We start from the raw sequence: 26,258 nt of genomic DNA on the forward strand, positions 1-26,258 counted from the left end.
CGGCTCGTCGTCGGGTCGTCCGCGTGAGCACTCGGAGAGGACTCACGCAAGACACATCGCGATCGGCTGGAGACGCCACCTGTTGGCCGGTATCCGGGCTGGTGGCCGCTGCCTGTGTCCTTCCCAGCGCGCTCGCGCCAGTGGACATGGGGACAGACAGTGCCGGCTGCCGCCCGGTGTTCCTTCGTCAGGATCCCGGGCGCGCGTCCGGCGGCCACTTACCGTTGCGGGGACAGCTCAGGTTGGTTCGCGCATCGGGGATGCGACCGCTTCCTGATTCCCGTTTAACTGCACGGACGCAATGTCCGCGCGAGCACCAACGGCGCGCATTCTAGCGAGGTGCGGAGGTCGTGGCGTCGGCGCCCGTGGTGGGCCGTGGCTGCAAGGCACCGTCCGGGGACTTCGGCACCTTGGGCTTCTTCTTGGGCGGCTTCTTCGGATCCTTGGGCTTGGGCTTCTTCGGATCCGCAGGTTTCGCCGGCTTGGTCGCGCGCTGGCCTTGCAACCGCCCGTCGATGCCGACCGCCTTGGACGGCGCCTTCGCCGCCTGGCGGTCGCGCTCACGCTCGCGGGCCGCCAGGTCGCGGGCCTCGGCGGCCGCACGCTTGCGCGCGGCCTCGGTCTCCTTCGGATCGACCTTGTCCTTGGGCACCTCGGCGCTGCGGCCCTGGCCGTCGGGGCAGGGCGTCTCGCGCAAGTCGTGACCCTCCGGCCCGCAGCGGTAGTAGCCGAGCGTGCGCTCCTGGGGGCGCTCGTTCGGCTTCTCCTGCTGCGCGCGCTCCGGTGTCGGTGTCGACGCGGGTTTGGGCGGGTCCTGCCGCTCCTGCGCGTGCGCCGCGCTAAACGTGAGGACCAGAACAGCAGTCGTCAGGATCAGGGCGGCGCGCGCGGACATGTCAGTCTCCGGAGGAAGGGGGTGGGGCAGGAGGAATCGTGGGGGCAGGTGTTGCCGCAGTCGATGTGGCAGGCACGGCCGTCGCAGTCGCGACGGTCGGACCCGTGCCGGCAACCGGGGCGCCAGCCGTCGGCACGGCGCCATCGGCACCGGGCTTGGGCGGCAGGTTGGCCGGTCTCGGCGGCTTGGGCCGCGGCGGCTTGGCGTGCAGCAACGCCACGGCCTTGGACATGTCGCCGCCGGTCATCAGCTTGAAGGCTTCGAGCGACTTGCCGATGCTGTCCTCGACCGCCTGGCGCTCCGCCAGCGGCGGCTTGCGCAGCACGTAGCCGGCGACCTCGTCGCGGTGGCCCGGATGGCCGATGCCCAGCCGCAGCCGCCAGAAGTTGCCGCTGCCCAGCTGGGCCTGCATGTCCTTCAGCCCGTTGTGGCCGGCGTTGCCGCCGCCCTGCTTGAGCTTGAACTCGCCCGGGGCGATCTCCAGCTCGTCGTGGATGGCGAGGATCTCCTCCGGCGCGATCTTGAAGAAGCGCGCGAGCGCCGCCACCGACTTGCCGGAGAGGTTCATGTAGGTCATCGGCTGCAGCAGCCAGATGGGGCCCGGCGCGCCCGGCGCGTCGTTCACGCGGGCGACCAGACCGGAGTACTTGGTGTCCAGCTGCGGCGAGGCCTTCAGACCGCGCGCCAGCGCGTCGATCCACCAGAAACCCGCGTTGTGGCGGGTGTCCTCGTATTCAGAGCCGGGATTGCCCAGGCCGACAAAGAGACGAATCATGGGGCGCGATTATCAGTGTCGAGCGGAAAAGCAGAAGGCCCCGCAAGCGGGGCCTCCTTCGGGGGAGATGCCACCCGTTAGGGGGCATTCCAGACAACGAACGCGTGCCTCGTCAGGCGCGCGCCCGGAGACGAAGAAATTACTTCTTCTTCTTCTTCTTGTCGTCGGCGGCCGGAGCGGCAGCCACGACGATGACTTCTTCAGCCGCGGCCGGGACCGGGGTGGCGACCACCGGGTTCGGCTTGCCGTGCGTGACGATCTTGATGTGATCGGCCAGCTTCAGGTCGTTCACGTGGATCGAATGACCCATCGTCAGGTTGCTCAGGTCCACTTCGATGAACTCGGGCAGCTGTTGCGCCAGGCAGGTGATTTCCAGCTGGGTCAGCACGTGGTTCACGGTGCCCTTGTCGGTCTTGACGGCCGGCGACTCGGCTTCACCGACGAAGTGCAGCGGCACCTTCTTGGTGATCTTGGTCGTGGCGTCGACGCGCTGGAAGTCCACGTGCAGCACTTGCTGCTTGTACGGGTGCATCTGGAAGTCACGCAGCAGCACTTGCGTGGTCTTGCCGTCCACTTCCATGTCGAGGATGGAGCTGTGGAAAGCTTCCTTCTTCATGGCATGGAACAGCGCGTTGTGATCCAGCTCGATGACGGCCGGCTCGCCAGCACCGTAGACGATGCCCGGAACCTTGCCAGCGTGACGCAGGCGGCGGCTCGCTCCGGTCCCCTGCAGCTTGCGCTCAAAAGCGACGAATTTCATATCAATCTCCAAAATGGACGGAGCGCCAGGATTGACGCTCCGGGTGAAGGCCCCGCGACCAGGCGCCTTCGCGAAACAGCCGCTGACCTTGCGGGCAGCGGCCGGAACTCAGGATGCGATCAGAAGTTGTTGTTCTGTTCGCTGAAGAGGGAGGTCACCGACTCGCCGTCCGAAATGCGGCGGATGGTCTCGGCGAACAGGAAGGCGACCGACAGCTGGCGGATCTTGCCGCAGGCCTTGGCCGTTTCCGACAGGGGAATGGTGTTGGTGATGACGACCTCGTCCAGCATCGAACCGGCGATGCGCTCGATCGCCGGGCCCGACAGGATGGGGTGGGTGCAGTAGGCGAAGACGCTTCTGGCGCCGCGTTCCTTCAGCACTTCCGCCGCCTTCACCAGCGTGCCGGCCGTGTCGATCATGTCGTCCATGATCACGCAGTTGCGGCCGTCGATCTCGCCGATGACGTGCATGACTTCGGAGACGTTGGCCGACGGACGGCGCTTGTCGATGATCGCCAGGTCGCAGCCCAGCTGCTTGGCCAGCGCACGGGCGCGCACCACGCCGCCGACGTCGGGGCTGACCACCACCAGGTCGCTGTAGTTGCGGGCCTTCAGGTCCGACAGCAGCACCGGGGAGGCGTAGATGTTGTCGACCGGGATGTCGAAGAAGCCCTGGATCTGGTCCGCGTGCAGGTCCATCGTCAGGACGCGCTCGACGCCGACGGTCTCCAGCAGGTTGGCCACGACCTTGGCCGAGATCGGCACGCGCGTCGACCGCGGGCGGCGATCCTGGCGCGCATAACCGAAGTAGGGGATCACGGCGGTGATGCGGCGCGCGCTGGCGCGCTTCATCGCATCGACCATGATCAGCAGTTCCATCAGGTTCTCGTTCGTCGGCGCGCAGGTGGGCTGGACGATGAACACGTCGCGGGCGCGGACGTTCTGCTGGATCTCAACCGCGACCTCACCGTCGGAGAACCGACCGACCACGGCCTTGCCGAGCTCGAGGCCCAGATGCGTGGCGATTTCTTTGGAGAGGGTCGGGTTTGCGTTACCCGTGAAGAGGACGGTATTGAGCAGCACAGCGGGCCATCCTTAGACTTATGGCCCGGTGGCCAACCCAGCGGGTCCCGGATTGAAACTGAAAATTTGGCAGGGGAGGAAGGACTCGAACCCTCGCATGTCGGAATCAAAATCCGATGCCTTGACCAACTTGGCGACTCCCCTACACCGGACACTGTTCGTGGAACAGCACCCTACAACCTTCAATCTTCGGCCCAGCCCCGCAAAGGGTGAACCGACAGACTGCGACACATTTTTCCGACCCAACCTTCAGGGAGTTTTTCGAACTCACCTTCCGGTGTCGCCTTGAGATTGCTCTCAGGGCCGGAAACTGCATCTATCTTTTCCGCTGCTGTTTGCATTGCATTCAGCGAGGGTCGAACTATAGCAAAAACTGCACTGCCTGAACCCGTCATACGAGAATTTTCGTAGCGGGCCTGCAACCATTCAAGCGCTGTCGATACTTCGTGACTCACAGATTCCGCGGGAGGTTGCAGATCATTTCTGCCCCATCCTTCGTACAACTGCTGCACGGGTATTTCCAGCGTTTGGTGATCGCGGTCAATACTGCCTTCGCGTCCACCCCAGCTATTGACTTCGTTACTTGGAGATTCTGTTTCCAGAACCCCCTCGTTGCAAGATTTCTTGCGTCTGTCGTTCGCTGCAGGAAAGCCCGCTACTATAGCCACGCTTTCTGACCTTTGCAACAGCGGGCTGGAAAAAATTTCCTTGGTGCCGATGCTCGCCGCCGGTTTGACGACCGCAAGCCGCAGTTCCGGCACCTCGATCGGGGTCAGCACCTCGCCGATGCCTTCGACGAAGGCGTTGCGACCGCCGACGAAGAAGGGCACGTCCGCGCCCAGCTTCAGCGCGATCGGGAGCAGCCGCTCGCGCGACCAGTTCAAGCCCCACAGCCGGTTCAGCGCCAGCAGCGTGCTGGCCGCGTCCGACGAGCCCCCGCCCATGCCCGCGCCCGAAGGCAGCCGCTTCTCGATGTGGATGTCCGCACCGAAGGTGGTCCCGCTGGCCTGCCGCAGCGCACGCGCGGCGCGCAGGCACAGGTCGTCCTCGGGCAGCGCGTCGCCGCGGTCGTGACGGTGCAGGGCGCCGTCGTCGCGACGCTCGAAGTGCAGCGTGTCCGCCCAGTCGATCAGCACGAACAGCGATTGCAGCAGGTGATAGCCGTCGGGCCGCTTGCCCACCACGTGCAGGAAGAGGTTGAGCTTGGCCGGCGCCGGCACGTCGTAGAGCGCCTTCAGTGGTGCCGCGGAAGGAGAGGAAGTCATGACAGCGGAATTCAGGGTGACGTCGGCGCGTCGAGTTTCAGTCGCAGTGTCGCCAGCGGTTCGGGGCCATTCGGATTGATCCGTTGGGCGGAGATCAACTGGACGTCGAAGCGCCGCAGGTCGACCTGCCAGCCCAGTTGCTGGAAGCCCGATTCGCCCGAGGCCCGCGATGGCGCCTGCGGCCACGGCCGCCCGCGCAGCCAGTCGAACAGCGCCTGCAGGGGCAGCGTCTCGCCGAGGAGCTCCTGCGTCAGCGCGTCGATGTCATCGTAGGCGCGGTCGCCGTCGGGCGTCTTGAGCCAGGCCGAGCCCGGCTGCCAGGAGACGCGCGCCACCAGGCTGCCCATCGAGGTGCTCATCTCCAGCTGACCGCGGCGCGGATCGCCGAGCAGCTCGAAGTTGGCGTTGACGTTCTGCCCGCGTTGGCCGCCGACGCCGGCCGGCACGATGAGCCCGAACTTGCCGGTGAGCCTCGGCGCGTCGGCGAGCGCGGCGGCATCCGCCCCGGCCGCCTTCGGCAACGAACTGCATCCCGGGAGCGCGGCCACGCCGAAGAGCGCGAGCGCGCCCGCGCCGAACTGCCTGCGCCGCATCAGGGACGGACCTGCAGACGTTGCATCGCCGACTGGAGCGCCTCGTTGGCGGGATCGCGGCGCTTGGCGTCGGCGAAGACGCGACGGGCCTCGTCCTGCTGACCGGCGGCCCAGAGCACCTCGCCCAGGTGGGCGGCGATCTCCGGATCCGGGCGCGAGCCGTAGGCCTGGCGCAGCAGCCGCTCGGCCTCGCCGAGGCGGCCCAGTCTGAACTCCACCCAGCCCATGCTGTCGACGATGAAGGGCTCGCCGGGCGCGAAGCTCAGCGCCTTCGAGATCAGGTCGCGCGCTTCCTGCAGCCGCTCGTTGCGATCGGCCAGCGAGTAGCCCAGCGCGTTGTACGCGTGGTAGTGCTGCGGCTTGAGCTGGATCACCTTCTGCAGCAGCGCCTCCATCTCCTGCGCGCGGCCGAGCTTCTCGGCCATCATCGACTGCTCATAGAGCAGGTCGGCGTCCTCGGGCGCCTGCGCGGCGGCGGCGCCCAGCAGGTCATAGGCGGCCTGCCACTGCTTGTTGTCGCGCAGCAGCTGCGACTCGGCCAGCGTGCGGGCGCGGCGGTCCTGCTCGCGGTCGGCGGGCAGCTGGTGCAGCAGCTTGCGGCCTTCCTCCAGCTTGCCCTGGCGCGCCAGCAGCGAGGCGCGGCGGTAGGCGATGTCGAGGTTGCCCGGCGCCGCCTCGATCGCGGCCAGGCGCTTCTCGGCGGTCTTGAAGTCGCCGCGCATCTCGGCGGCCTGCGCCAGCAACAACTGACCCTGCTGGTTGGCTTCCCGGTCGGCCTTGTCCAGGCCGGCGGCGGCGATCGCGCGCTCGGCCAGCGGCGAGACGGCCGGCTTCTCGACCAGCTTCATGTAGCGCTGCAGCGCCTCCTCGGCGACGTCGGGATGCTGCAGGTCCAGCTCCAGCGAGCCCAGCGCCAGCCAGTGGCCGGCCTCGTCGGGCGACTGCTGCGTCAGCGTGCGGAACTCGCGTGCCGCGTCGCCGGGACGCTGGGCGCGGGCCAGCGCGCGGGCGTAGGCCAGTCGCAGCGACTGCTTGTCGGGCTTGGCCTGCAGCTCGGCGGTGATCAGCGCCTCGGCCTCGGGGCGGCGGGGCAGCAGCTCCAGCGCCATCAGCAGCGGTTCCTCGCGGTCCGGGAAGTCCTTGGCGGCGGCGCGCACGTGGATCAGCGCGGTCTCGTAGCGGTCGGCCTTCTTGGCGAACTCGGCCAGCACCAGCAGCGAGGCGAAACGGGTCTCGGGCTTGGCGGCGGTCTCGCGCAGCATCGGCTCGAAGGCTTCCAGCACACGGACCGGTTCCGGCGCGCGCTGGAACAGCGCGGGCAGTGCGGCGATCAGCGCGCCGCGGCCGTCGGCGGGCGTCATCGCGATCAGCGAGCGCAGCACCGGCGGGATCTCGGCCGGGCGGTTCAGCAGCGCGAGCAGCTGGATCTGCGTGCGGTGCGCCTCGACCGAGGTCGGCAGCGCCTCGCGCCAGGCGCGGGCGGCGATCACGGCCTGATCGCCGGCGCGCGACTGCAGGGCGATCTGGACGACGCGGCGGAAGAGTTCCTCGTCGCCGCTGCGACGGGCGGCATCCAGCAGCACCTGGAAGGCGACGCCGGGTTCGCCGCCCTGGAGTTCCATCTCGCCGATCAGCAGCTGATAGAACATCGGCGCGTCGAGGTCGGAATTGACCACGGGGGCGGAGGCTGCTTCGGCGGGCGCCGAGGCGGCGGCCGGCGGCGCCTCGGTCTGCGGGGCCGGGGGTGTCTGATCGGACTGGGCGTGGGCGGCGCAGCTCAGGGCGAGGGCGGCGGAGAGCCACCAGGGGTGGCGCACAAGGGCGGGCATGTCGTGACTCCTGAACTGGGCGGGAAGGCTCGTGGGGCAAACCGTGAGCCGCGGACCATTCTAGGGACCCGGGAAGGAGCGCGCGCCTATGATCCCGGGATGCCCGAGTTACCGGAAGTTGAAGTTACACGACGAAGTTTTGCGCCGGCCATCGCCGGGGCGCGCGTGCTGGACGTGCGGCTGGGAAAGCCGCTGCGCTGGCCGCTGGGCGTGGCGGCCGAGCGGCTGGTCGGCCGCCGCGTCGGCGAGGCGCAGCGGCGGGGCAAGTACATCTGGCTGCCGCTGCGGGCGACGGCCGAACAACCCGGGGGCGCCGTTGAGCCGGGCGCGCCCGGCCATGCCGACGAGGAGGAAGGCGGCCTGCTGCTGCACCTGGGCATGTCGGGCTCGCTGGCCTTCCGCGAGCAGCAGCCGCCGGCGGGACCGCACGATCATTTCGAACTGGTCACCGACCGCGGCGTGCTGCGGCTGACCGATCCGCGGCGTTTCGGCGCGGTGGTGTGGTCGGACGGACTGGACGTCGAGCCGGCCGCGAAGCTGCTGTCGCGCATCGGGCGGGAGCCCTTCGACATCGAGTTCCACGGCCCTTACCTGCATGAAGGCTTCCGCGGCCGGCGCGTCGCGGTGAAGCAGGCGATCCTGGCCGGCGACGTGGTCGTCGGCGCGGGCAACATCTATGCGTGCGAGGCGCTGTTCATGGCCGGTGTCGATCCGCGTGCGGCGGCCGGCAAGCTCAGCAAGCCGAAGGCGGAGAAACTGGCGGGCGCGCTGCGGCAAGTGCTCGGCGAGGCGCTCGAAGCCGGCGGCAGCACCCTGCGCGACTTCAAGGACGCGCACGGCGTGGCGGGCAGCTTCCAGATGCAGGCGCGCGTCTATGGACGCGAGGGCGAGCCGTGTCGGATCTGCGGGACGAAGATCCGGCGCATCGTGCAGGGGCAGCGGTCGACGTTCTTCTGTCCGGGTTGTCAGAAGCGATGAGCCCTGTGAAGCGAGCCGGACCGCCAGCCTTGAGAGACCTGACCCTTGCGACGAGCGCCCCGATGACCGACGACCAACTGGATGCCCGCGTCGACGCGGTGCGGGGCGACTTCGCGCCGAGGCTGCTCGCCTGGCAGCGCCGCGACGGGCGGCACGATCTGCCGTGGCAGAACACGCGCGATCCGTACCGCGTGTGGCTGTCGGAAATCATGCTGCAGCAGACGCAGGTGACGACGGTGCTGGGCTACTACCGGCGCTTCCTGGAGCGTTTCCCCGACGTGGCCGCGCTGGCCGCCGCGCCCAGCGACGAGGTGATGGCCGCGTGGGCGGGCCTGGGCTACTACAGCCGCGCCCGCAACCTGCACAAGTGCGCGCAGGCGGTGGTGGAGCGCCACGGCGGCGCCTTCCCGCGCAGCGCGGCGGTGCTGGCGGAGCTGCCCGGCATCGGCCGCTCGACGGCGGCGGCGATCTCCTCGTTCTGCTTCGACGAGCGGGTCGCCATCCTGGACGGCAACGTCAAGCGGGTGCTGGGCCGGCTGCTGGCCTTCGACGGCGACCTGGCCTCGGCGGCGCAGGAGAAGCGGCTGTGGCGCCAGGCGGAGGCGCTGCTGCCGACGTCGGCGGCGGACATGCAGGCCTATACGCAGGGAATGATGGATCTGGGCGCGAGCCTGTGCGCCACGCGCAGTCCGCAGTGCCTGCTGTGCCCGGTGGCCTCGCTGTGCGCGGGCCTGGCGCAGGGCGATCCGACGCGGTATCCGATCAAGACCAAGAAGCTCAAGCGCGGCCAGCGGGAGAACTGGTGGCTGTGGCTGGAGCATGAGGGCCGCATCTGGCTGCAGCAGCGGCCGGCGGAGGGCGTCTGGGGCGGGCTGTGGACGCTGCCGCTGTTCGACGACGAGGCCGCGCTGACGGCTCAGAGCGCGGCGCTGGGCGTGGCGGCGCCGGAGACGCTGCCGCGGGTGAAGCACGTGCTGACGCACTTCGACTGGCTGCTGCATCCGCGCCGCGCGCTGCTGCCGCGCGAGACCCGTCCGGCGGGCGACGGCGTGTGGGTCGCGCGCGAGCGGCTCGCGGAGTACGCGCTGCCGGCGCCGTTGAAGAAGCTGCTGGATTGATCAGCCCGGCACGGTGGTGCCGGCGGGCCGGTCCCGCTGCAGGAACTTGAAGTCCAGGGTGTCCAGATCGGCGATGCGGAGGGTTTCATTGAAGACCTTCAGCTTCGAACGGATCGTCTCGGATGCCCGACTGGCGACGGTTTCGGCCTTGGCGTCTCCCCGGCCGAGGGCCTGAAGCGCCTTGTGCTCGGCGTTGCGTGCGTCCTTCAGCAGGACCCCCAGCGTATGACGGGCCCAGCCTGGTCGACCGGACTGACCCGCGGCAGAGGCGCTCGCCGGCGTGTGGAGCAGCAGGTCCCGGCGTTGCTCGGCCCATTCGATGTCGCGAGTCAGCTCCGACAGCTCGGCGCGCAGCGGCGACAGGGCGGCGCTGCGATCCTGCTTGGCGGCAGCCTTCATCTGCTGGGGGGGCGTGGACGGCAACTGACGGACCAGGGCCTTGCGCGCGGACTTTGCGGTCCGCGCCAGATGGGAGAGTGCGCTGTGCAGCAGGGTGGAGGGAGAGACCTTGGGCTTGCCCGGCTGCGGCGCCTGCGCAGGATGCGGCACGTCGGCATGCGTGCTGCGGGATTCGATGAACTGGTGGCGCTCCAGGAATGTGCGTGCGAAAGCCAGCTGGCCACGGATCGTCGCGGCGTGTTCGCCCATGGGTTTCAGCTGTCCTGCCTCCAGGTCCTTGCGCGCCGCGTCGATGCGAAGTTGCGCGCCCTCGACGCGATTGCGGATCGTGCAGAGCTCCGCGCCGGAGACGCGCCGCGTCCGCACGATCCCGTCCAGCGCCGCGGTCAGCCGGTCGGCTTCCTGCCGATCGGCGTCCAGGGCGGCGAAGTGCCCGGCGACGCGGAGCAGGTCCTGCGGCAGCGCCGAGATCAGGCGGTCGAGTTGGGCCAACTGCTGGGGGTGGGTCAGCGGATCCGCATGAAAGCGGTTGGCTGTTTGCAGGATCGCCTGGGTCTGTCCGCGCAGCGCGTCGTCTGCGCCGGGCCAGAAGCGGGCGGCGGCGTGCAGTTGCGAGGCGCGGCTGCTCAGCGCGGTGCTGGTGGGGACCGCGTCCTTCCGGACGTCGGTGTCGAGCGGCGCAGGATCGGTCGGGATGCTGGAGAGGACGGGGTGGACGTGCAGGGGTGTCGCAAGGAGGGTCATGGTGTCATTGCCTTGAGGTCGGGGTGGTGGGTGGCGATGGTCGGTGGGGCGCGGTAGGGCCAGTCCGCAGGCTTGCCCACCGGCGGGTGTGCCGGCAGCGGCGGCCGGACCTGCGGGGCATTGCCCTGCCTGCGCAGGGGCACCTGATGCCAGCCGAGGCGGCTGAGCTCCGTGGTCACGACATGCTCCGATTCCGCGGCCAAGGCGTCGAGGCGTCGCTCGAGGTCGTCGGGGCGCAACTGGTGAAGGATCTCCGCCATCTCGGCGGTCTCTCGCAGCCGCCTGCGCGACTCCGTCGCGGTGGCGTCCGACAGCTCCGCCCAGTCGAGGTTGTCGCGCATGCGCTTGAGTCTCGGCGACGGTCGGTCGGGCTCGACGGCCAGGAAGCTCGCGACCTGCGGCGGCCCCGCTGCCACCAGGCGTTCGTGGATCGAGGCCAGGGCGAGGTCGAACTTGAGGTGTCGTTCCCCCGCGATGTCGGGGTGGCAGGCGGCGAGCGCGTCGCGCAGAGGCGCGTACGCGGAGCGGTCGCCGGTGCCCGCGCCGAGCCGGTCGGTGCACGCGCTGGCGGTGTCCCATCGACGCACGCGCTGCACGCACGCGACGGTGCGGACCATCAGGTCCCGGATGTCGGCGCAAGGATGGGCGAACTCGTCCTCGTCGGAGGGGCGGCGCTCCCGGCTCCGGCTGAGCAGCGCGGCGAGATCGTGCTTGAGCGCGCAGTTGTTCGGGAGGGCGATCAGGTCGCGACGGACCACGTCGGCGAGCGATTCCAGCCATTCGCGCCGGGTGCGGGAGATCGCGCCCTCGGGCCGGTCCGCTGGACGACTCGGCGCGACGCCTGTGGGCGGGCTCGGGGAATGATCGTCGGCAGCGATGCAGCGCCCGAACAAGGCGGTGAAGGCGGAGGTGAACGATGACTGGGACGGCATTCAGGCAGGCGGTTGGACAGGGATGCCTTCAGTCCTCGTCGACACCTCGCGGTTCAGGGGTTGCGCGCGTTGCCGCGCGGCGCCGCTCCGTTATGCTTCGCGCGTTGGCACGGACGGGGACCGCGGGACGGCTCCGCGTGCGCCTCCACCGCCTGCAGGGACACCATGTCGAACGACGTCAAGCCGGGCCGCGCCGCGGCCATCAAGAGCGCACTGGAATCGGCCTTCATCGCGCTGCTGGTCAGCGGGGTGTGCCTGTGGTTCCTGATCAGCGAGACCCAGGTGCCCGGCGAGGGCGAGCCGGCCAAGCTGACGATGTTCGCGATCGGCCTGGCCGCCGGGCTGTGCGCGCATTTCGCCTACATGACCATCGCGGCCAAGCGCGCGGGGCGCAGCCCCACGCTGTGGCTGATCCTGATGCTGGTGCTGATGCCGCTGACGTCGGTGGTGCTGGGCATCCTGCTGTTCAACCAGGTGCAGGAGATCGAGCACCAGGCGGTCGAGCAGAGCTGACCGTCGAGCCGCCCAGGCGGACCTCCTCAGCGCTGTCGCAAGGCGACAGGCCACGCGTCGACCATGCACTATTCATCGCGCAGTTCCTTGCGCGGTAGCGGCGGCATGTACGGGCAGCCCGGGGGCAGCGTGGCGTTGGCCAGCTGCTGCGAGCGCAGACGGGCGTTGATCATCGCCCCCCGGTCCGCGACGAAATCCAAGGCCTGCACCTTGAGCGCCTCCAGCCGCTGATCGAACTGGTGCAATCGCTTCGCGTCGATCTGTCCCTTTGACCGGGTGCTGGCGGCGTCAACCTCTTGCCGCAGTTGGTGCAGTGATCTTGACAACGGTCCTTCCTGGGGCAGTTCGAACTCCTGCCATTGCCTATGCGTCGCGGCCAGGGCGCCTCGCAACCGGGTGAGCGCGCCCGGATTGACCCGCTCGTCGAAGCGCGCCTCCAGCAGCCATTCCTGCGCCTGTGCCAGCGAGGGAAGGTGCGCGGGCGCGCCGGAGCACTCGCTCAAGTCGGCACTCCTCAGCGCCTGGTCGACGTCGTGCCGCAGCCTGCAGGCGGCGGGCGTCGCGGAGCTGCCGAGGTGACGGCTGACCTCGTCGAGCGTGGAGAGTACTGCGTCGCGTTCGGACTGGACACGCTGTTGCTGTTCAGACGCCGCGCGGTGGTGAGCCGAGCCTGCCGGGATGTTGTAGGCGCCGGAAGAGGCGGCCGGGAAGGCCGCGGAGAAGAACTGGGAGAGGGAATGCATGGGCCATCACGTCAAGGGGAGAACCGCTCCGTGTTCCCTTGCGTCCTGGCGTGCTCTTGAAATCCGGTGGTCCGGCGCAGGCGGCTCGGAAGCGACGACGCGTGCGCCGGACGGCCGGCGGTCGCTCAGCGCGCGTCCAGTTCCCGATGCCGCTTGAGCACCTGGCCGTGGAAGGCGAACTGCTTGGCCAGCGTCTCGACGAGGTAGACCGAGCGGTGCTGCCCGCCGGTGCAGCCGATGGCGACGGTGAGGTAGCTGCGCTGGTCCTGCGCGAAGTTCGGCAGCCACTGCGCGATGAAGGCGCCGATCTGGCTGAGCATCAGCCGCACTTCGGGCTGGCCTTCGAGGTAGGCCGCGACCGGCTCGTCGCGGCCGGTGAGCGGACGCAGTTCGCGGTCGTAATACGGATTGGGCAGCACGCGGACGTCGAAGACGAAGTCCGCGTCGCTGGGCACGCCGTGCTTGAACGCGAAGGACTCGAACACCAGCGTCAGCGAGGAGCCGCTGACGTGCACCAGGTCGCGCAGCCAGTGGCGCAGCTGCGCGGGGCGCAGCTGGCTGCTGTCGATGACGGTGGACTCCATGCGCAGCGGGGTGAGCAGCTCGCGTTCGAGCGCGATCGCTTCCTGCAGCGCGCGGTGCGTGTCCGCCTCGTTGTTGCCCACGCGCAGCGGATGCGGGCGGCGGGTCTCGGAGAAGCGGCGCAGCAGCGTGTCGTCGTCGGCGTCCAGGAAGATGGCGCGCAGGGTCACGCCTTCCTGGCGCATTTCCTTGATGTGCAGCAGCAGCTGCGGCAGCGAGCCGGCGCTGCGCACGTCCACCGCGATCGCGACACGGCGCCAGCCGCGCTGGCGTTCGAGGTCGAGGAACTGCGGCAGCAGCTCGGGCGGCAGGTTGTCGACGCAGAAGAAGCCCGCGTCCTCGAGCGCATGCATCGCGATCGATTTGCCGCCGCCGGACATGCCGGTGACGATGACGACCTCGCCGCGCGGGGAGGTGAGGGTGGGCGTGGCCTGGGTCGGGGGAACCGGAGCGGTGTGGGGAGCGCTCACGGCTTCACCTTTCTGTTGGACGCTGTGTTGGAGGAGGCGCTGGAGGAAGCGCTGGATGAGGCCTTGGACGACGGCGCGACCGGTGCGCCCTTGGCGGACAGCTCCAGCATTTCCTGCGCATGGGCGAGGGAGGTGGACGACAGCCGTTCGCCGCCCAGCATGCGGGCGATCTCGGCGGTGCGGGCCTCGCCGGCGATGGGGCGGACGTCGGAGTTGGTCTTGCCGTCCTTGAGCGCCTTGGCGACGAGGAAGTGGTGATCCGCGCAGGCGGCGACCTGCGGCAGGTGGGTGACGGCGAGGACCTGCGCGCGCTGGCCGAGCTGCTTCATCAGCCGGCCGACGGTTTCCGCGACGGCGCCGCCGACGCCGGCGTCGATCTCGTCGAAGATCAGGGTGCCGGCGCCGCTGTTCTGCTGGCTGGTGGTGACGGCGATGGCGAGCGCGATGCGCGAGAGCTCGCCGCCGGACGCCACCTTGGCCAGCGGCCGCGGCGTGGAGCCCGCGTGGCCGGCGACGAGGAACTCGGCGGACTCCAGGCCGAAGCTCTGCGGCTCGTCCTGCGGCAGCAGCGCGACTTCGAAGCGGCCGCCGGACATGCCCAGCTGCTGCATCGCCTGCGAGACGGCGTCGGACAGCGTCGGCGCGGCCTTGGCGCGCGCGGCGCTGACGGTCTTGGCTTCCTTCTGGTAGCGCTTCAGCGCGGCGGCCTGCTTGGCCTGCAGCGCGTCGAGGTCGGTGGCGGCGTCGAGCTGCGCGAGCTCCGCCTTCCATTCGACGAGCAGCGCGGCCATCTCGGCCGGCTGACGGCGGTAGCGGCGCGCGAGCGTGACCCAGGCGGACACGCGTTCGTCGAGCTGCTGCAGCCGGTCGGGGTCGAGGTCGGCGGCGTTGAGGTAGGAGCTGAGGCTGTGTGCGGCGTCCTGCAGTTGCGCCTGCGCGCCGAGCAGCGCGGTGACGGTGTCCTGCAGGCCGGCGTCGTAGCGGAGCACGTCCTGGAGCGCGGACAGCGCTTCATCGGTGAGCGACTCGGCGTTGATCTCGGCCTCGGCGATGCGTTCGAGCGCGCCGCGGGCGGCGTCCATCAGCGACTGTGCGTGCGACAGGCGCTGGTGCTCGGCGTTCAGTTCGTCCCACTCATCGGCGCCGGGCGCGAGTCGGCCGAGCTCGCCGATCTGCCAGCTCAGGCGCTCATGCTCGCGGGCGAGGTCGGCCTGCTTCGATTGCGCGGCGGCGAGCGCCTCGGTGGCCTGACGCCAGTCGGAGAAGGCGGCGGCCATGGGTTTGCCGTCGATCTGGGCGAAGTCGTCGAGCAGCGCGCGCACGCTGACCGGGCGGGTCAGGCCTTGCCAGGCGTGCTGGCCGTGGATGTCGAGCAGGTGTTCGGCCAGCTCGCGCAGCTGGGCGACGGTGGCGGTGCCGCCGTTGATCCAAGCGCGGCTCTTGCCTTGGGCGTCGATGACGCGGCGCAGCAGGAGCGACTCTTCGGAGCCGTTCACGCCGGTGTCGAAGCCGGCTTCCTCGAGCCAGGGGGCGAGGAGGGCGGGGCGGTCGAATTCGGCGGAGATTTCGGCGCGGGAGGCGCCTTCGCGGACGACGGCGGCGTCGCCGCGGGAGCCGAGGGCGAGCTGGAGGGCGTCGATGAGGATGGACTTGCCGGCGCCGGTTTCACCGGTGAGGGCGGAGAACCCGGCGGCGAAGTCGAGTTCGAGCGCCGGGACGATGACGAAGTCCTTGAGTTCGAGGCGGCGCAGCATCAGGTGTTGCCCTCGTTCCAGCGGAGCTTGCGGCGCAGGGTGGCGTAGTAGGACCAGCCGCTGGGGTGGAGGAAGGGGGCGCGGTGCTGGGAGCGGCGCACGGTGATGCAGTCGCCGTGGAGCAGGGAGGCGAGGGATTGCATGTCGAAGTTCACCGACGCGTCGCGGCCGGCGACGATGGTGAGGCGGACCTCGCCGTTGTCGGGCAGCACGATGGGGCGGTTGGAGAGGGCGTGGGAGGCGATGGGCAGGAGGACCCAGCCGGCGATGCCGGGGTGGAGGATGGGTCCGCCGGCGGACAGGGCGTAGGCGGTGGAGCCGGTGGGGGTGCCGACGATGACGCCGTCGGCGCGCATGTTGGCGACGAACTCGTCGCCGACGTCGACGCGCAGCTCGACCATGGCGGCGGTGGCGCCGCGGGAGACGACGACGTCGTTCAGCGCCACGCCGGAGAAGATCTGTTCGCCGTCGCGGATCACGGCGCCTTCGAGGAGGGAGCGGTGCTCGATCTCGAAGTCGCCGGCGAGGATGGGGGCGAGGGATTCCTTGAACTGGTCGGCGGAGATGTCGGTGATGAAGCCGAGGCGTCCCTGGTTGATGCCGACGAGGGGGAGGTTGTAGCGGGCGACCTGGCGAGCGAAGCCGAGCATGGTGCCGTCGCCGCCGACGACGATGGCGAGGTCGCACTGGGCGCCGAGTTCGGCGTGGGAGAGGCCGGGGAGGGCGGTGATGCCGGTGCTGTCGGCGGTTTCCTGTTCAAGGGAAACATCCAATCCCTGGGAGGCGACAAAATCGGCAATCTCTTCCAGGATGGGTCGGATGCCCCGGGACTGGGGTTTTCCGACGATGGCCACGTGGCGGAAGCGCTTGGACATGGCGGGAATTACACCACAGCGATGTGCTGGGACCGGGGTGCGGAGGGGGTAGCGCCGCCGGGTTCTTTAGAATGAAAAACATGCTCGACGATCGCGCGAAGACACTGCTGAAGGCTCTGGTGGAGCGGTACATCGCCGACGGCCAGCCGGTGGGCTCGCGCACCTTGTCGAAGGCGTCGGGGCTGGAGCTGAGTCCGGCGACGATCCGCAACGTGATGGCGGACCTGGAGGAGCTGGGGCTGATCGCCAGTCCGCACACCAGCGCGGGGCGGATTCCGACGGCGCGGGGGTACCGGCTGTTCGTGGACACCTTGCTGACGGCCAAGCCGGGGATGTCCCGGGAGGGTGCGGGGCTGGCCCGGGAGGGTTCGGGCTCGTTCGAGAGCCAGTTGTTGCCGGACCAACCGCAGAAGGTGATCGCGAGCGCAGCGCATCTGCTGAGCAGCCTGTCGAGTTTTGTGGGGGTGGTGACGTCGCCGCGGAAGACGGCGGTGTTCCACCACATCGAGTTCCTGAAGCTGGGGGACCGGCGGGTGCTGGTGATCATGGTGTCGCCGGACGGGGATGTGCAGAACCGGCTGGTGTTCACGGCGCAAGACCTGACCCAGGCGGATCTGGTGGAGGCGAGCAACCGGCTGAACGCGCACTACTCGGGGCTGAGCCTGGATGTGGTGCGGGACCGGTTGAGGTCGGAGGTGGATCAGCTGCGCGGGGAGATCGCCAAGCTGATGAGCGCGGCGGTGGACGTCGGGCAGCAGGGGGTGACGGAGCACGAGCCGATGATCATCTCCGGGGAGAGGAACCTGCTGACGGTGCAGGACTTCAGCCACGACCTGGGGAGCCTGAGGCGGATGTTCGACATGTTCGAGCAGAAGACGCAGCTGATGCGGCTGCTGGATGTGTCGGAGCGGGCGGAGGGCGTGCGCATCTACATCGGCGGGGAGAGCCATGTGGTGCCGGTGGAGGAGCTCTCCATCGTGTCCGCGCCGTACGAGGTGGACGGGGAGGTGGTCGGGACGCTGGGCGTCATCGGACCGACCCGGATGGCCTACGACCGCATGATCGAGATCGTCGACATCACGTCGAGGATGGTGAGCAACGCGTTGTCGCAGAAGTAGGTAGACCTAGCGACGAACAGGTAGGCGTGCCTAAGCGAAGGCCGCAACCGTGCTTACAATCCGCCCCTCCGGTGCAACGCCGGAACCAACGAACCCGCCAGGGTTCGTATATGCGATTACCCCCGGGGGCCGTTAGCTCAGTTGGTTAGAGCAGAGGACTCATAATCCTTTGGTCACAGGTTCAAGTCCTGTACGGCCTACCAATTCATCGCGTCATGTCGAAATTTCCATGTCGCGCTGGCGACGCCTCAATGCTTCTGGGTGGGGTCGGAATCTTTCGTCGATCGGCATTCGAATCCGTTTTCCGTTGTACTGGAAATATTCGGAATTCACCAGAGTCGCGTCAACGCTAATCGTGTAGTCGGGATCTATCGAGATCAATCCGACGTCAAATAGCGAATGAATGTCTGCGCGCAGAAGTAGCCCATTCTGCACGTGGTTCGTGTGCGTTCCGCGATAACACAATATGTGTGCTGCCTCAAGGGCTGCCGAAACGTTGCACTCGGAAATTGCACACCTTCCCGAATAGGCGCGAACCAACCGATCGCGAAAATCTGGTTGCCCAATGCGATCCGCGATCATTCCTTGACGTTGCCGTCTCCGATCACTTTGATCAAATGCATCAAATTCGACGAAGACAGTTCGAATTTCGCCATCCACGTCGCCGGGCGGCGCCGAGCTGATCTGAAAGCTCTGGCCATCAAAGCTCGTCACGTAACCCAGACCGAGTACACGGTATTCAGAGCGAGGTGAGTCTCTCACCTGCTTGAGGACGCCGATTGGCACAGCGTCTGCCATGCAGGCGAGCAAGGCTCTGTTGGTGAAGTAATTCGAATCCGCGCCCTCTTGGCTGTACTCGATCGACCAAGCATCGCCGCCCTCGCCTCGATGTGCATCGGGGTAGGGGCCATCAAGTGCTAAGCGAATGCTCAAGGCGTACCTCCATCCAGCAGGCTTGTGGATCCCTTTGGCCCTGTTCGCAAGGAAGAGTCCTTCCAGCGGTTGGGGCCAACCGATGGTCTCGGACGCATGTGCTCGGAACCAGGCAAGGGCTGCCAAATGTTCTGCTGAAAGTTGCATGTGGGGCGCCGCGGCTGACATTGCGCTAGCCTAGCAACTTTGAGTCATGTTCTGGCCTGAGTTAGCCAATTGACTCTAGGAAGATCGATCGACTCTGCAGTCTCGCCGTCTCGATCAGAGTCGATGAGCGTTGCAAACGAGTCCGTACTGCCGGCGGTTGTGCGAACTGCGGCGACGCGCCCGCTCTGGCGATTGATGCTGCCACGGTGCAACGGCGGGCAGGGTAAGCTCGCTGGCTAGCCAATAGAGGCTCTTCCTAAGCTTGGGAAAGCTAAGCAGCTGGGTGCAGCTGCCCCAGGGTCAAAAAACTAATTAGATAGAAGTTTCATGCAGGCGAAATCGTTCGCGACAAAATCTCTAAGATTCATCGATCTATTCGCTGGAATGGGAGGATTCCATAGAGCGCTTGCTGCGCTTGGTCATGAATGCGTGATGGCCTCTGAATTGGATGAGGAATTGCGTGAGCTGTACCTAAAAAATTTCCCATCCATGACCGGGAAGGTTTTTGGGGATATTCGACAAGCCAAGCAGCACGTGCCACGGCACGATGTCCTTTGTGGAGGGTTTCCGTGCCAACCATTCTCCAAATCAGGTGCACAGCTCGGCACACAGGATGAAACTCGCGGGACGTTGTTTCATGAGATTCTAGAAATCTTAGAAAAACACAGGCCAACCTACGTGCTCCTCGAGAACGTCGGGAACTTCGGGCGTCACGATCTTGGGCGGACTTGGCAGATCGTCAAACGCCGTTTGGAAGCGCTCGGGTATGAGGTGGCCGGCACCGAACATTCCACACCGCCAAGTTCGACAGACTGGCGAGACAGCGGGCTTGGCGCGGATGCCAAGCGCTTGGCGCTTCCGGAAACTGAAATCCAATTGGGCCAAGGCTTGCTCTCTCCCCACCACTTCGGATTTCCACACCATCGCGAGCGATTCTTTATCGTGGCGTCCTTAAAGGGCTTGCCCGATATGCCATTTCCGCCGAGACAGAAAGATGCCGACACGACGGTGGCCTCTGTAGTTCAGCGTCAGTCGGAAATAGCAAAGGCAGAACGAGCAGAGGTCAGCTTGACGCTTCAGCAAGTGGCCTGCATTGAAGCGTGGAACAAACTAGTGCAGCGCATACCGTCAAGGATTCCGTTTCCGGCAGCACCCATTTGGTCGGATGAGTTCCGGTTCCCATATCCCTTCGAATCTAATACCCCATTCTCCGCTCCACTTCACCAATTGAAGCGTGCTTTGGGAAGGGCTGGAAAAAACGACAGCCGCGAAGCACTCCTGGAAATGCTGCCAAACTATGCGCGCGAGCCAGTTGATCAGTTTAGGCAGTGGAAGATTAACTATATAGAAAAAAATAGAAGCTGGTGGCGACGTATTGAAGGGCTCGCACCATCGGGGTGGCTAGGCGAGATCTCTGAGATGCCACCGTCGCTTCGAAAATTAGAATGGAATGTGAAGGATGGGGAGCGGGATATCTGGAAATACGTACTCCAGTTTCGTCCATCTGGCCTGCGCGTAAAGCGCTACAGCAGCATTCCTGCATTAGTTGCCATGACTACCACCCAGATCCCGATACTAGGCCCAGAGCGTCGATTTCTTACAAAAGTAGAGGGGCTTAGGCTTCAGGGATTTCCAGACGATCATCTACTTTCGGTTTCCAGGGCTCGCTCATTCAAAGCGCTCGGAAATGGCGTGCATGTTGGTATCGTTAAGCTAATCGCGGAGCGCCTCTTAGGCGGCGCCGCGGGTGCGCGATCCATAGGAAAAACAAGACGAGCGCAAGAGAACCTTGTGTTGTGAGTGGGTCTGAGAAGAACTAATTTTCAATAATCAATTAAAAGGGGAGTGGAAAAATGAAGAACGATATCCTCAATGAAGTTGCCGCCGAAGAATATCAAGAGGAACTTGACCGGGCGCGACTGAAAGTAGCACAGCAGCTTTCTGAGCTTTCGCAATCTGAGGTCGTGCCGCACGGATATGGATCCTTCTTGGGTTCGTTTGAGCCGGATGAAGTTGATTTTTCGTCTGGCGCATGGGTATTGAAGGTATTGCATGTGCAAGCATGGCTTGGCCTCAATGGAACCCTCAAACTTGGCGACCCTAAAGAGCAAGGTTGCAAGGCCTGCGCTGCGGAAGTATTTTCCCAACTGGGTGATCTCGACTCATTGATCAGCGAGGAGTTTGGTTTCCCGACCCCCACTCTAAAGGGTGCCGAAGTTTTTGGCGCCCGGCTTGATATCGCTCAGCGGCTGCAGCAAGTCTTCACAGAGTCGCACGAAATTAACCCCTTACAAAAGGCAACGAAAGATTGGGAAGCGGCTTGGGAAGAGGCTGCGCTCGATGTAGACGAGGTCGGGGGACAAATTCAAGCGAATAGTAAGACATGGCCACTAAATCAGTTCTCATACTATGCGAAGAAGAATCAGTTGAATCTGACTCCTTCCTACCAGCGTGGCGATGTATGGCCCACCAGTGATGCACAAAAACTGATTGAATCGGTTCTTCGTGGTATTCCGTTGCCTTCGATCATTCTTCTGACGCCAAAGCCTAAAGGGAAGAAAGAGGCGGCAGGGTATGAAGTGGTGGATGGAAAACAGCGCCTAACTTCGATATTGAGATTCACGGGGCAACATCCAGAAGCCATTCGTCATGTGACTGAAATGGATAAAAAATATCCTGGCCATGGCCTACTCACGCTGTTCCGGAACGATTATCGAAAATTTCGAACAGTTTGGAAGCGTGTCGTCGGGGTGTCTCTTACCGAAAAGTTGGAGTCTCAGTATTATTTTCCGTTCCCTATACGTTCGCAAGCCCGCGCACTTGATGAATCAATGTGGGGTAGATATTACTGTGAAATTCACGATGAGCGTGTGGCGGTAGGAGCGAATTCTGAGTCAGTGCAAGAGATCTTCGAGCAGACAAGTCAGTACCTAGTTCCAATTATCGAATACATCGAGGCGACTCCACGACAGATTCAGGAAGTTTTCAATCTCTACAACAAGCAGGGCAAGCATCTAAATGCTGAAGAGATTAGAAATGCACTGTTCCACGAGGTGGATCTGGTTCGACTTCTTCTAGTGGCCGCGGGAGATAATCGTGATCTCAAACTTGCGGATTTCCTCGATCAGGAATCCAGAGCTCGGTTGCCAGGCGTATCCAAAACGCTCGATGGGTATCGATTTGGCACTTCGAGATATAAAAGAACCAAAGTTCTTAGCTGGTTCTTGTCTTTGCTTTTTGAGCCTGCGGAAAAAAATGGGGAGTTGACTGTCCGTTCCACCGCAAAGCAAATCGACGGACTGTTTGCCAAGATCCGGGATGTAGACAATCATCTGTTGGCAAAGAAGAAGACATTGGACCTCCTGGTTCTCGACTTGAGTAAGGCGCTAACTGCGCATTCATCGGCAAGCTGCTGGAACGAGGCATTTAAAGACAACAATAATGGTGAGAAATGGCTTGAACTGCAATTGGTGGCAAGCCTGGTCGCTGTATTCCTGTTGGCACAAGTAGTCGATGACGTGGAAAGCCTCTTAGACACGCGCAACGAAGAAATCTACGATTTCACCAAAAAATGTCCCCGGCCAAGAAAAGCTCAGAATAAAACGCAGTGGGCGTTTATCGGAAAAGCCGCCCTCGGGATAGTGGAAGCGGCAGGAGTTCCGTTGCCCGATATTGAGAGCGCTTTGATAGCGCGCTATGCGCAGAGTTGCGTACCTACTCTCGTTGCCGCAGCCAAGAATCCGGTCGACTGAAGGAGCTTGGTTTGCAAATCGAAACCATAATGTTGACGCCAAACGCGTCAAGGGCATCGATCGACGGGTCTTCGACTGGCACGGGCTGGTGGGGGAGGTACGCAGCCGGGCTCTCGGGGTTGTCATCAACATCGCTGGCGGTGCTGGATGCAGATTCTCAATATATTCTTGATAACGGCATCTTTGGCGTGGGCGGAGCTGACGGAGACTTCTCTCAATGGCCTCCAGGGCGCTTGCGTAAGGGTTTAGTAATGGGTGCAGTGCAGTCTGGAAAGACTGCATCTTTGCTCGCAGTGGCGGCTAAGGCTCTCGACGCAAAAGCGGACATCGTGGTCGTACTTGGTGGTACGCGGACGGCCCTTTGGAAGCAAACATTCCGTCGGTTAGCCACTCAACTTGACGGTTGGACTCCGGGCACCGATCGACTCTGCAGGCGCAGAAGAACTCTGCTGCCAGCGCCGCACTTGATCGATCTGGCAGAGAGTCTTGAGTCTATTTATTTCGAGACTCCGAATCTGGTTAAGCGATCGTTGTTAAACGATCGACCGTTGATCGCTGTAGTGATGAAGCAGCCTGATCACTTGGAGAAGTTTTCTCGCTTCATGAAGCCAATTGCGGAGGAGGCTGCGCTCGGAAGAGATCGTCCAGTCCATATAGTCGTCATTGACGATGAAGCGGATGACGGATCCATATTAGATAGCGACACCGAGGCAGGTGAACCGATTGAGTCAGCGCTGAGGAAGCAAATTCCCCGCAGAATTGCGAGATTGTGGAGCGATCAGGATCCTGGGGTTGAAACTTTTAATTGTAAAATCTTCTGCACCTACATTGCTTATACTGCGACGCCGCAAAGCAATATTCTTCAAGCAGACCACAATCCACTCTCCCCGAACGATTTTATATGCGCCCTCAGAGTTCCGGGTGCGCAAGGTGAGCTATCCCCCAGAAATCCAACTTATTTGGAGTTGACTGGGCTGGAATCGCAGTATACGGGTGGAGATATTTTCTATAGCAGGAATGGTGAAAATACGCCGTTCTGCGAGTTGCTGGAAAAAACTGAGAAGAAACTTGAAGAGAGTGACGAGAGTTTTTTTGCTCGCGAAGAGCGGGTGTGTGAGCAGCAGTTGGGGAATGCACTACGCGCATACTTCGTTGCCGGCGCGATTCGTCTGTTTCAATCCGGGCGGCGCTTTTCTGACATTGCATCGTTGAAGGAACCTTCGTTGCAGGAACTGAGGGCGAAGCTACCAGCCCCTCATTCGATGCTGATTCATCCCGGAGCGCAAGTTCTTACGCATTTTGAGATGGCAGAACTTGTCAGCAGATGGACGAATGGAGATGGCGAGCCCGCTGAATCCGACGATTTCAAGATACGTGCAGATCGGTTGAGCCTGCGGCTTGAGGAAGAAGAGTCACTTTGGAAGGAGTGGCTTCGTCGATTTAGAGATTCAAAGGCATTTTTGATGGACCGCGATGGCGGCCATAATCTTCCTGCGCCTGAAGATGATGATTGGCCGGAGATCAGGGAATTACTTCGATCGGAAGTTTTTCCATCGACCCGAGTTGCGGTAATTAATAGCGATCCAAGGTCCGACGATAGCCCGGTGTTTGTGCCTTTTGAGGCTGAAGACGGTTCTGCCCAGAAGCCTGCAAACATTTATTCGATATTTGTGTCCGGAAATGTCATGGCTCGGGGGCTTACGCTCGAGGGTCTGACAACGACACTGTTTCTTCGATCTTCGCGTAGTCCGGTTGCTGATTCGCAGATGCAAATGCAGCGCTGGTTTGGCTACCGTGGGGGCTATCTGAATCTCTGTCGTGTATTCTTATATCGCGAACAGTATGACCTTTTCTCCGGATATCACGAGGCTGATGAGGCTCTGCGGAGAGAGATTCTCGGTTATATGAACGATCCCGCCTTATCGGCTCCAAGACCGACGGTTCTCCAAGGAGTCGATTTTCAGGCTACTGGGAAAATCGCAAACTTGCACGCACTGCCGCTGAGCCCCGGAGCTGAGGTCTTTCTGCGAGTTGCGGAAACTGGAACTAAATCTCCAGACAATGAGCTACTACTGGTTCGGCTTCTAGCTAAAGAGAAGTGGCTGAATCTTTCAGTTGCAGGGACTGAACGTGGCCTGTATATGACGCGAACGCTGTCGTTGCTGGAAGTCGCCGAACTGCTCGAGGAGTTTCGTTACGACAATCATAAGCCGACTGCGAACGGAGTGTCGCATCGACGCTGGCGGTCACTCGAATATCAGCACGAAATTGACGTTGGCAAACGTCCACTTTTCAGGTCCACATCTACCGGTTCGAGCATTGATCTGGTTCCGCCAAACGCCTGTCCGTTCTCTATTGCGGCATATCTTCGGCTTTGGGATGCCCTTTTAACGAGACGCGCACGGGGAATCTCTCCCACCGATCAGCGCGATGTCCCGTGGTCAATGATAGACCTCGCAAGTTACCGGGCTACAGCGCCGAAATTTACAATCGGCGTTCGGTATGGATCATCCGGTGATGCTCAGCACCCAGATTTGAAGGCGCGTGGCGTTCAGCGCATGGATCGATCCGTTGCAAAAGGAAGGTTTATTTCGACTTGGGGGAGCCGCAATCCTGGATCAGCGATAGACAGCTATTTGGGTGATCAACTCTTTGACTATCACGTTACCAAGAGGTCACCGCCTAAGCGAGTTGATGGTGAGCCACTCTGGCGGCCGAGAGGTGACGGTGGTCTTCTGCTTTTTCACGTTGTTGCCCCACCGTCTGGGGAACCGAATGACATTGTTACGGCGGGCCTCGCCATTCCGTTGGGGGGGCCTGATCACATCGCTGCATTGAGGGCACTCAATTGACCAATCCGAAATTTGAAGATTTGTTAGCGGCGACTATAAAGCTCGTTCAAAGCACGGACGAGTTGAATAGAAACGTTCATTGGTTCGACCCCAAATCAAGCATCGGTATTGCACGGCAGTCAACGGGCAGAGTTGAGATTTTTATTGTAGGTGAGCCACTCAATGCAGCGAGTGCACTCGTCCGAAGACACCTTCGAAGTGATACTTGGACGGGACAAAATGGAGCGGCATTTGTTGCGAATCGAATCGTGTTGCCGTCCGATGAGCACTTCCTCGCGTCTGCTGCATTTTTGGTCGAAGAGTTGTTTAGAAGCGGCGTACTTAATTCTCCGCAGCACGCTTTCAAAAAATGCGAGCCAATCTTTGAGTTGTTTTTGAGAAGGTCCGCTCTAGATGAGCAGACGATTCAGGGTCTCTATGCCGAACTTCTTTTGCTTGAGAGCGGATTCCAGCTTGCTTCAACTGAAGCGATGGCCGCAAGGATTCTTGAAGGTTGGCAGGGCTGGACTCAGTCTAATCGCGACTTCGTTTATCCCAATGCTTGCTTTGAGGTCAAATCAACGGGAGGTAGTTCTTCCAGGCACGCGGTTAGTGGTATTTCACAGGTGGACGTGCGAAAGGATGAATTGGGTAAGCCGCTTGAAAGGCTTTATTTGATCAGTGTGGGGCTGCACGCGTCGGAGTTGGGTGGCGGCCGCTCTTTGCCGCAGATTGTTGCCAATATAGTGGAGCGTTTGAAGTCTTTAGGCGCGAGTGGCTCGTTAAAGGATGAGTTCCTGCTTCGTGTATCAAAATACGGATCCGAGAGTGGGCAGGGATATATTCACGAGGAGATGAAAGATTGGGATGCCTACGCAGGTCGGCTTTCGAGAACCTTCCTTAGAATCTACGACATGTGCGATCCGGGTATTAGGGTGCTCCGATTTGAAGACGTTTTGCAGCGCATTCACGTTGCGGAGGGATCTGTTAAGTTTGAGATCGATTTGCCCGTGACAATCGACGGGGATCTAAATCCTTCGTCCGACTTACGCCAACTGATTCAGAATGCGATTTAGGTGTGCGTCTTTGAATGCGCCCACGAATGCCACCGGTCAGCACTGCGATTCCAAGGACGGGAGGCTCAACCTGTAGTTATGTATGGGACGCACG

The 26,258-nt window shown here is 63.5% G+C and carries 21 protein-coding genes, 2 tRNA genes, 1 pseudogene and 1 riboswitch; of the genes and pseudogenes, 9 read left to right on the forward strand and 15 right to left on the reverse strand.

Annotation, left to right across the window (positions count from 1 at the left end):
* Window positions 1–67: 67 nt before the first annotated feature.
* Window positions 68–336: riboswitch (cobalamin riboswitch) on the reverse strand.
* The 8 genes and pseudogenes from ACQZ13_RS06895 to ACQZ13_RS06930 all read right to left on the reverse strand — a co-directional run bounded on the left by ACQZ13_RS06895 (window position 332) and on the right by ACQZ13_RS06930 (window position 7,199).
* The gene (locus ACQZ13_RS06895; RefSeq protein ID WP_431050460.1) at window positions 332–895 is read right to left on the reverse strand and encodes a hypothetical protein; all 564 of its coding nucleotides are present in this window, start codon (window positions 893–895) and stop codon (window positions 332–334) included. Its footprint overlaps the riboswitch before it by 5 nt.
* A 148-nt stretch (window positions 896–1,043) precedes the next feature.
* Window positions 1,044–1,670, reverse strand: a pseudogene (gene pth, locus ACQZ13_RS06900) (aminoacyl-tRNA hydrolase); the annotation flags it as partial.
* A gap of 139 nt (window positions 1,671–1,809) precedes the next feature.
* Window positions 1,810–2,430: a 50S ribosomal protein L25/general stress protein Ctc gene (locus ACQZ13_RS06905; protein ID WP_431050462.1), complete on the reverse strand. Its 621-nt coding sequence runs from the start codon at window positions 2,428–2,430 to the stop codon at window positions 1,810–1,812.
* Between the two features lie 119 nt (window positions 2,431–2,549).
* On the reverse strand, window positions 2,550–3,512 hold the full coding sequence (locus ACQZ13_RS06910) for a ribose-phosphate pyrophosphokinase (RefSeq protein ID WP_088408386.1): 963 nt from the start codon (window positions 3,510–3,512) through the stop codon (window positions 2,550–2,552).
* Window positions 3,513–3,579: 67 nt separating this feature from the next.
* Window positions 3,580–3,656 (reverse strand) — tRNA-Gln (locus ACQZ13_RS06915).
* A 38-nt stretch (window positions 3,657–3,694) separates the two neighbouring features.
* Window positions 3,695–4,777 carry a 4-(cytidine 5'-diphospho)-2-C-methyl-D-erythritol kinase gene (ispE, locus tag ACQZ13_RS06920; RefSeq protein WP_431050464.1) on the reverse strand — a complete coding sequence of 361 codons (1,083 nt, stop codon included), beginning with the start codon at window positions 4,775–4,777 and terminating at the stop codon, window positions 3,695–3,697.
* 11 nt (window positions 4,778–4,788) lie between these two features.
* Window positions 4,789–5,370, reverse strand: a complete 582-nt coding sequence (locus tag ACQZ13_RS06925; protein ID WP_431050466.1) for a lipoprotein insertase outer membrane protein LolB — start codon at window positions 5,368–5,370, stop codon at window positions 4,789–4,791.
* On the reverse strand, window positions 5,370–7,199 hold the full coding sequence (locus tag ACQZ13_RS06930) for a tetratricopeptide repeat protein (RefSeq protein WP_431050468.1): 1,830 nt from the start codon (window positions 7,197–7,199) through the stop codon (window positions 5,370–5,372). Before ACQZ13_RS06930 ends, ACQZ13_RS06925 begins: the two co-directional genes overlap by 1 nt.
* Window positions 7,200–7,298: 99 nt before the next feature.
* Between ACQZ13_RS06930 and mutM the strand changes: the two genes are divergently transcribed.
* The gene (gene mutM / locus ACQZ13_RS06935) at window positions 7,299–8,177 is read left to right on the forward strand and encodes a bifunctional DNA-formamidopyrimidine glycosylase/DNA-(apurinic or apyrimidinic site) lyase (protein ID WP_431050470.1); all 879 of its coding nucleotides are present in this window, start codon (window positions 7,299–7,301) and stop codon (window positions 8,175–8,177) included.
* A 62-nt stretch (window positions 8,178–8,239) separates the two neighbouring features.
* Entirely contained in the window at window positions 8,240–9,295 is a 1,056-nt protein-coding gene (gene mutY, locus ACQZ13_RS06940) for an A/G-specific adenine glycosylase (RefSeq protein WP_431050472.1), read from the forward strand.
* Here the strand turns inward: mutY and ACQZ13_RS06945 are convergent, their stop codons facing one another.
* Both ACQZ13_RS06945 and ACQZ13_RS06950 read right to left on the reverse strand, forming a co-directional pair.
* Window positions 9,296–10,438 carry a hypothetical protein gene (locus ACQZ13_RS06945; RefSeq protein ID WP_431050473.1) on the reverse strand — a complete coding sequence of 381 codons (1,143 nt, stop codon included), beginning with the start codon at window positions 10,436–10,438 and terminating at the stop codon, window positions 9,296–9,298.
* Window positions 10,435–11,370, reverse strand: a complete 936-nt coding sequence (locus ACQZ13_RS06950) for a hypothetical protein (RefSeq protein WP_431050475.1) — start codon at window positions 11,368–11,370, stop codon at window positions 10,435–10,437. The genes ACQZ13_RS06945 and ACQZ13_RS06950 overlap by 4 nt, the downstream gene beginning before the upstream one ends.
* Window positions 11,371–11,535: 165 nt before the next feature.
* Between ACQZ13_RS06950 and ACQZ13_RS06955 the strand changes: the two genes are divergently transcribed.
* Window positions 11,536–11,883 carry a hypothetical protein gene (locus ACQZ13_RS06955; protein ID WP_431050477.1) on the forward strand — a complete coding sequence of 116 codons (348 nt, stop codon included), beginning with the start codon at window positions 11,536–11,538 and terminating at the stop codon, window positions 11,881–11,883.
* Window positions 11,884–11,951: 68 nt separating this feature from the next.
* Here ACQZ13_RS06955 and ACQZ13_RS06960 read toward each other — a convergent pair whose 3' ends face one another.
* From ACQZ13_RS06960 to ACQZ13_RS06975, 4 genes are all read right to left on the reverse strand, one after another.
* Window positions 11,952–12,626 (reverse strand): hypothetical protein, encoded by a 675-nt coding sequence (locus ACQZ13_RS06960; protein ID WP_431050479.1) that lies wholly within the window; start codon window positions 12,624–12,626, stop codon window positions 11,952–11,954.
* A 125-nt stretch (window positions 12,627–12,751) separates the two neighbouring features.
* Entirely contained in the window at window positions 12,752–13,678 is a 927-nt protein-coding gene (rapZ, locus tag ACQZ13_RS06965; protein ID WP_431050481.1) for an RNase adapter RapZ, read from the reverse strand.
* Window positions 13,675–15,432: a DNA repair protein RecN gene (gene recN, locus ACQZ13_RS06970; RefSeq protein ID WP_431050483.1), complete on the reverse strand. Its 1,758-nt coding sequence runs from the start codon at window positions 15,430–15,432 to the stop codon at window positions 13,675–13,677. Before recN ends, rapZ begins: the two co-directional genes overlap by 4 nt.
* Complete coding sequence (locus ACQZ13_RS06975) at window positions 15,432–16,307, reverse strand: NAD kinase (RefSeq protein WP_088408376.1); 876 nt, start codon at window positions 16,305–16,307, stop codon at window positions 15,432–15,434. The genes recN and ACQZ13_RS06975 overlap by 1 nt, the downstream gene beginning before the upstream one ends.
* Window positions 16,308–16,387: 80 nt before the next feature.
* Between ACQZ13_RS06975 and hrcA the strand changes: the two genes are divergently transcribed.
* A complete protein-coding gene (gene hrcA, locus ACQZ13_RS06980) occupies window positions 16,388–17,425 on the forward strand; it encodes a heat-inducible transcriptional repressor HrcA (RefSeq protein ID WP_088408375.1) in 1,038 nt (345 codons plus the stop codon).
* Between the two features lie 126 nt (window positions 17,426–17,551).
* Window positions 17,552–17,628 (forward strand) — tRNA-Ile (locus ACQZ13_RS06985).
* Between the two features lie 10 nt (window positions 17,629–17,638).
* On the opposite strand, the gene ACQZ13_RS06990 is transcribed toward ACQZ13_RS06985, so the two are convergent.
* Window positions 17,639–18,505, reverse strand: a complete 867-nt coding sequence (locus ACQZ13_RS06990; protein WP_431050485.1) for an HNH endonuclease — start codon at window positions 18,503–18,505, stop codon at window positions 17,639–17,641.
* Between the two features lie 327 nt (window positions 18,506–18,832).
* On the opposite strand from ACQZ13_RS06990, the gene dcm reads away from it, so the two are divergent.
* From dcm to ACQZ13_RS07010, 4 genes are read left to right on the forward strand one after another with little or no spacing between them, the layout of a single operon-like run.
* Window positions 18,833–20,305, forward strand: a complete 1,473-nt coding sequence (gene dcm / locus ACQZ13_RS06995; protein ID WP_431050487.1) for a DNA (cytosine-5-)-methyltransferase — start codon at window positions 18,833–18,835, stop codon at window positions 20,303–20,305.
* Window positions 20,306–20,358: 53 nt separating this feature from the next.
* Window positions 20,359–22,257: a DUF262 domain-containing protein gene (locus ACQZ13_RS07000; protein WP_431050489.1), complete on the forward strand. Its 1,899-nt coding sequence runs from the start codon at window positions 20,359–20,361 to the stop codon at window positions 22,255–22,257.
* Between the two features lie 11 nt (window positions 22,258–22,268).
* Entirely contained in the window at window positions 22,269–25,109 is a 2,841-nt protein-coding gene (locus ACQZ13_RS07005; protein ID WP_431050491.1) for a Z1 domain-containing protein, read from the forward strand.
* Window positions 25,106–26,164 carry a PD-(D/E)XK motif protein gene (locus ACQZ13_RS07010; RefSeq protein WP_431050493.1) on the forward strand — a complete coding sequence of 353 codons (1,059 nt, stop codon included), beginning with the start codon at window positions 25,106–25,108 and terminating at the stop codon, window positions 26,162–26,164. Before ACQZ13_RS07005 ends, ACQZ13_RS07010 begins: the two co-directional genes overlap by 4 nt.
* Window positions 26,165–26,258: the final 94 nt, after the last annotated feature.

Origin of the sequence: Roseateles sp. L2-2 (assembly GCF_050613215.1) — a bacterium.
In the GTDB taxonomy this organism is placed as follows: Bacteria; Pseudomonadota; Gammaproteobacteria; order Burkholderiales; family Burkholderiaceae_C; genus Roseateles; species Roseateles noduli.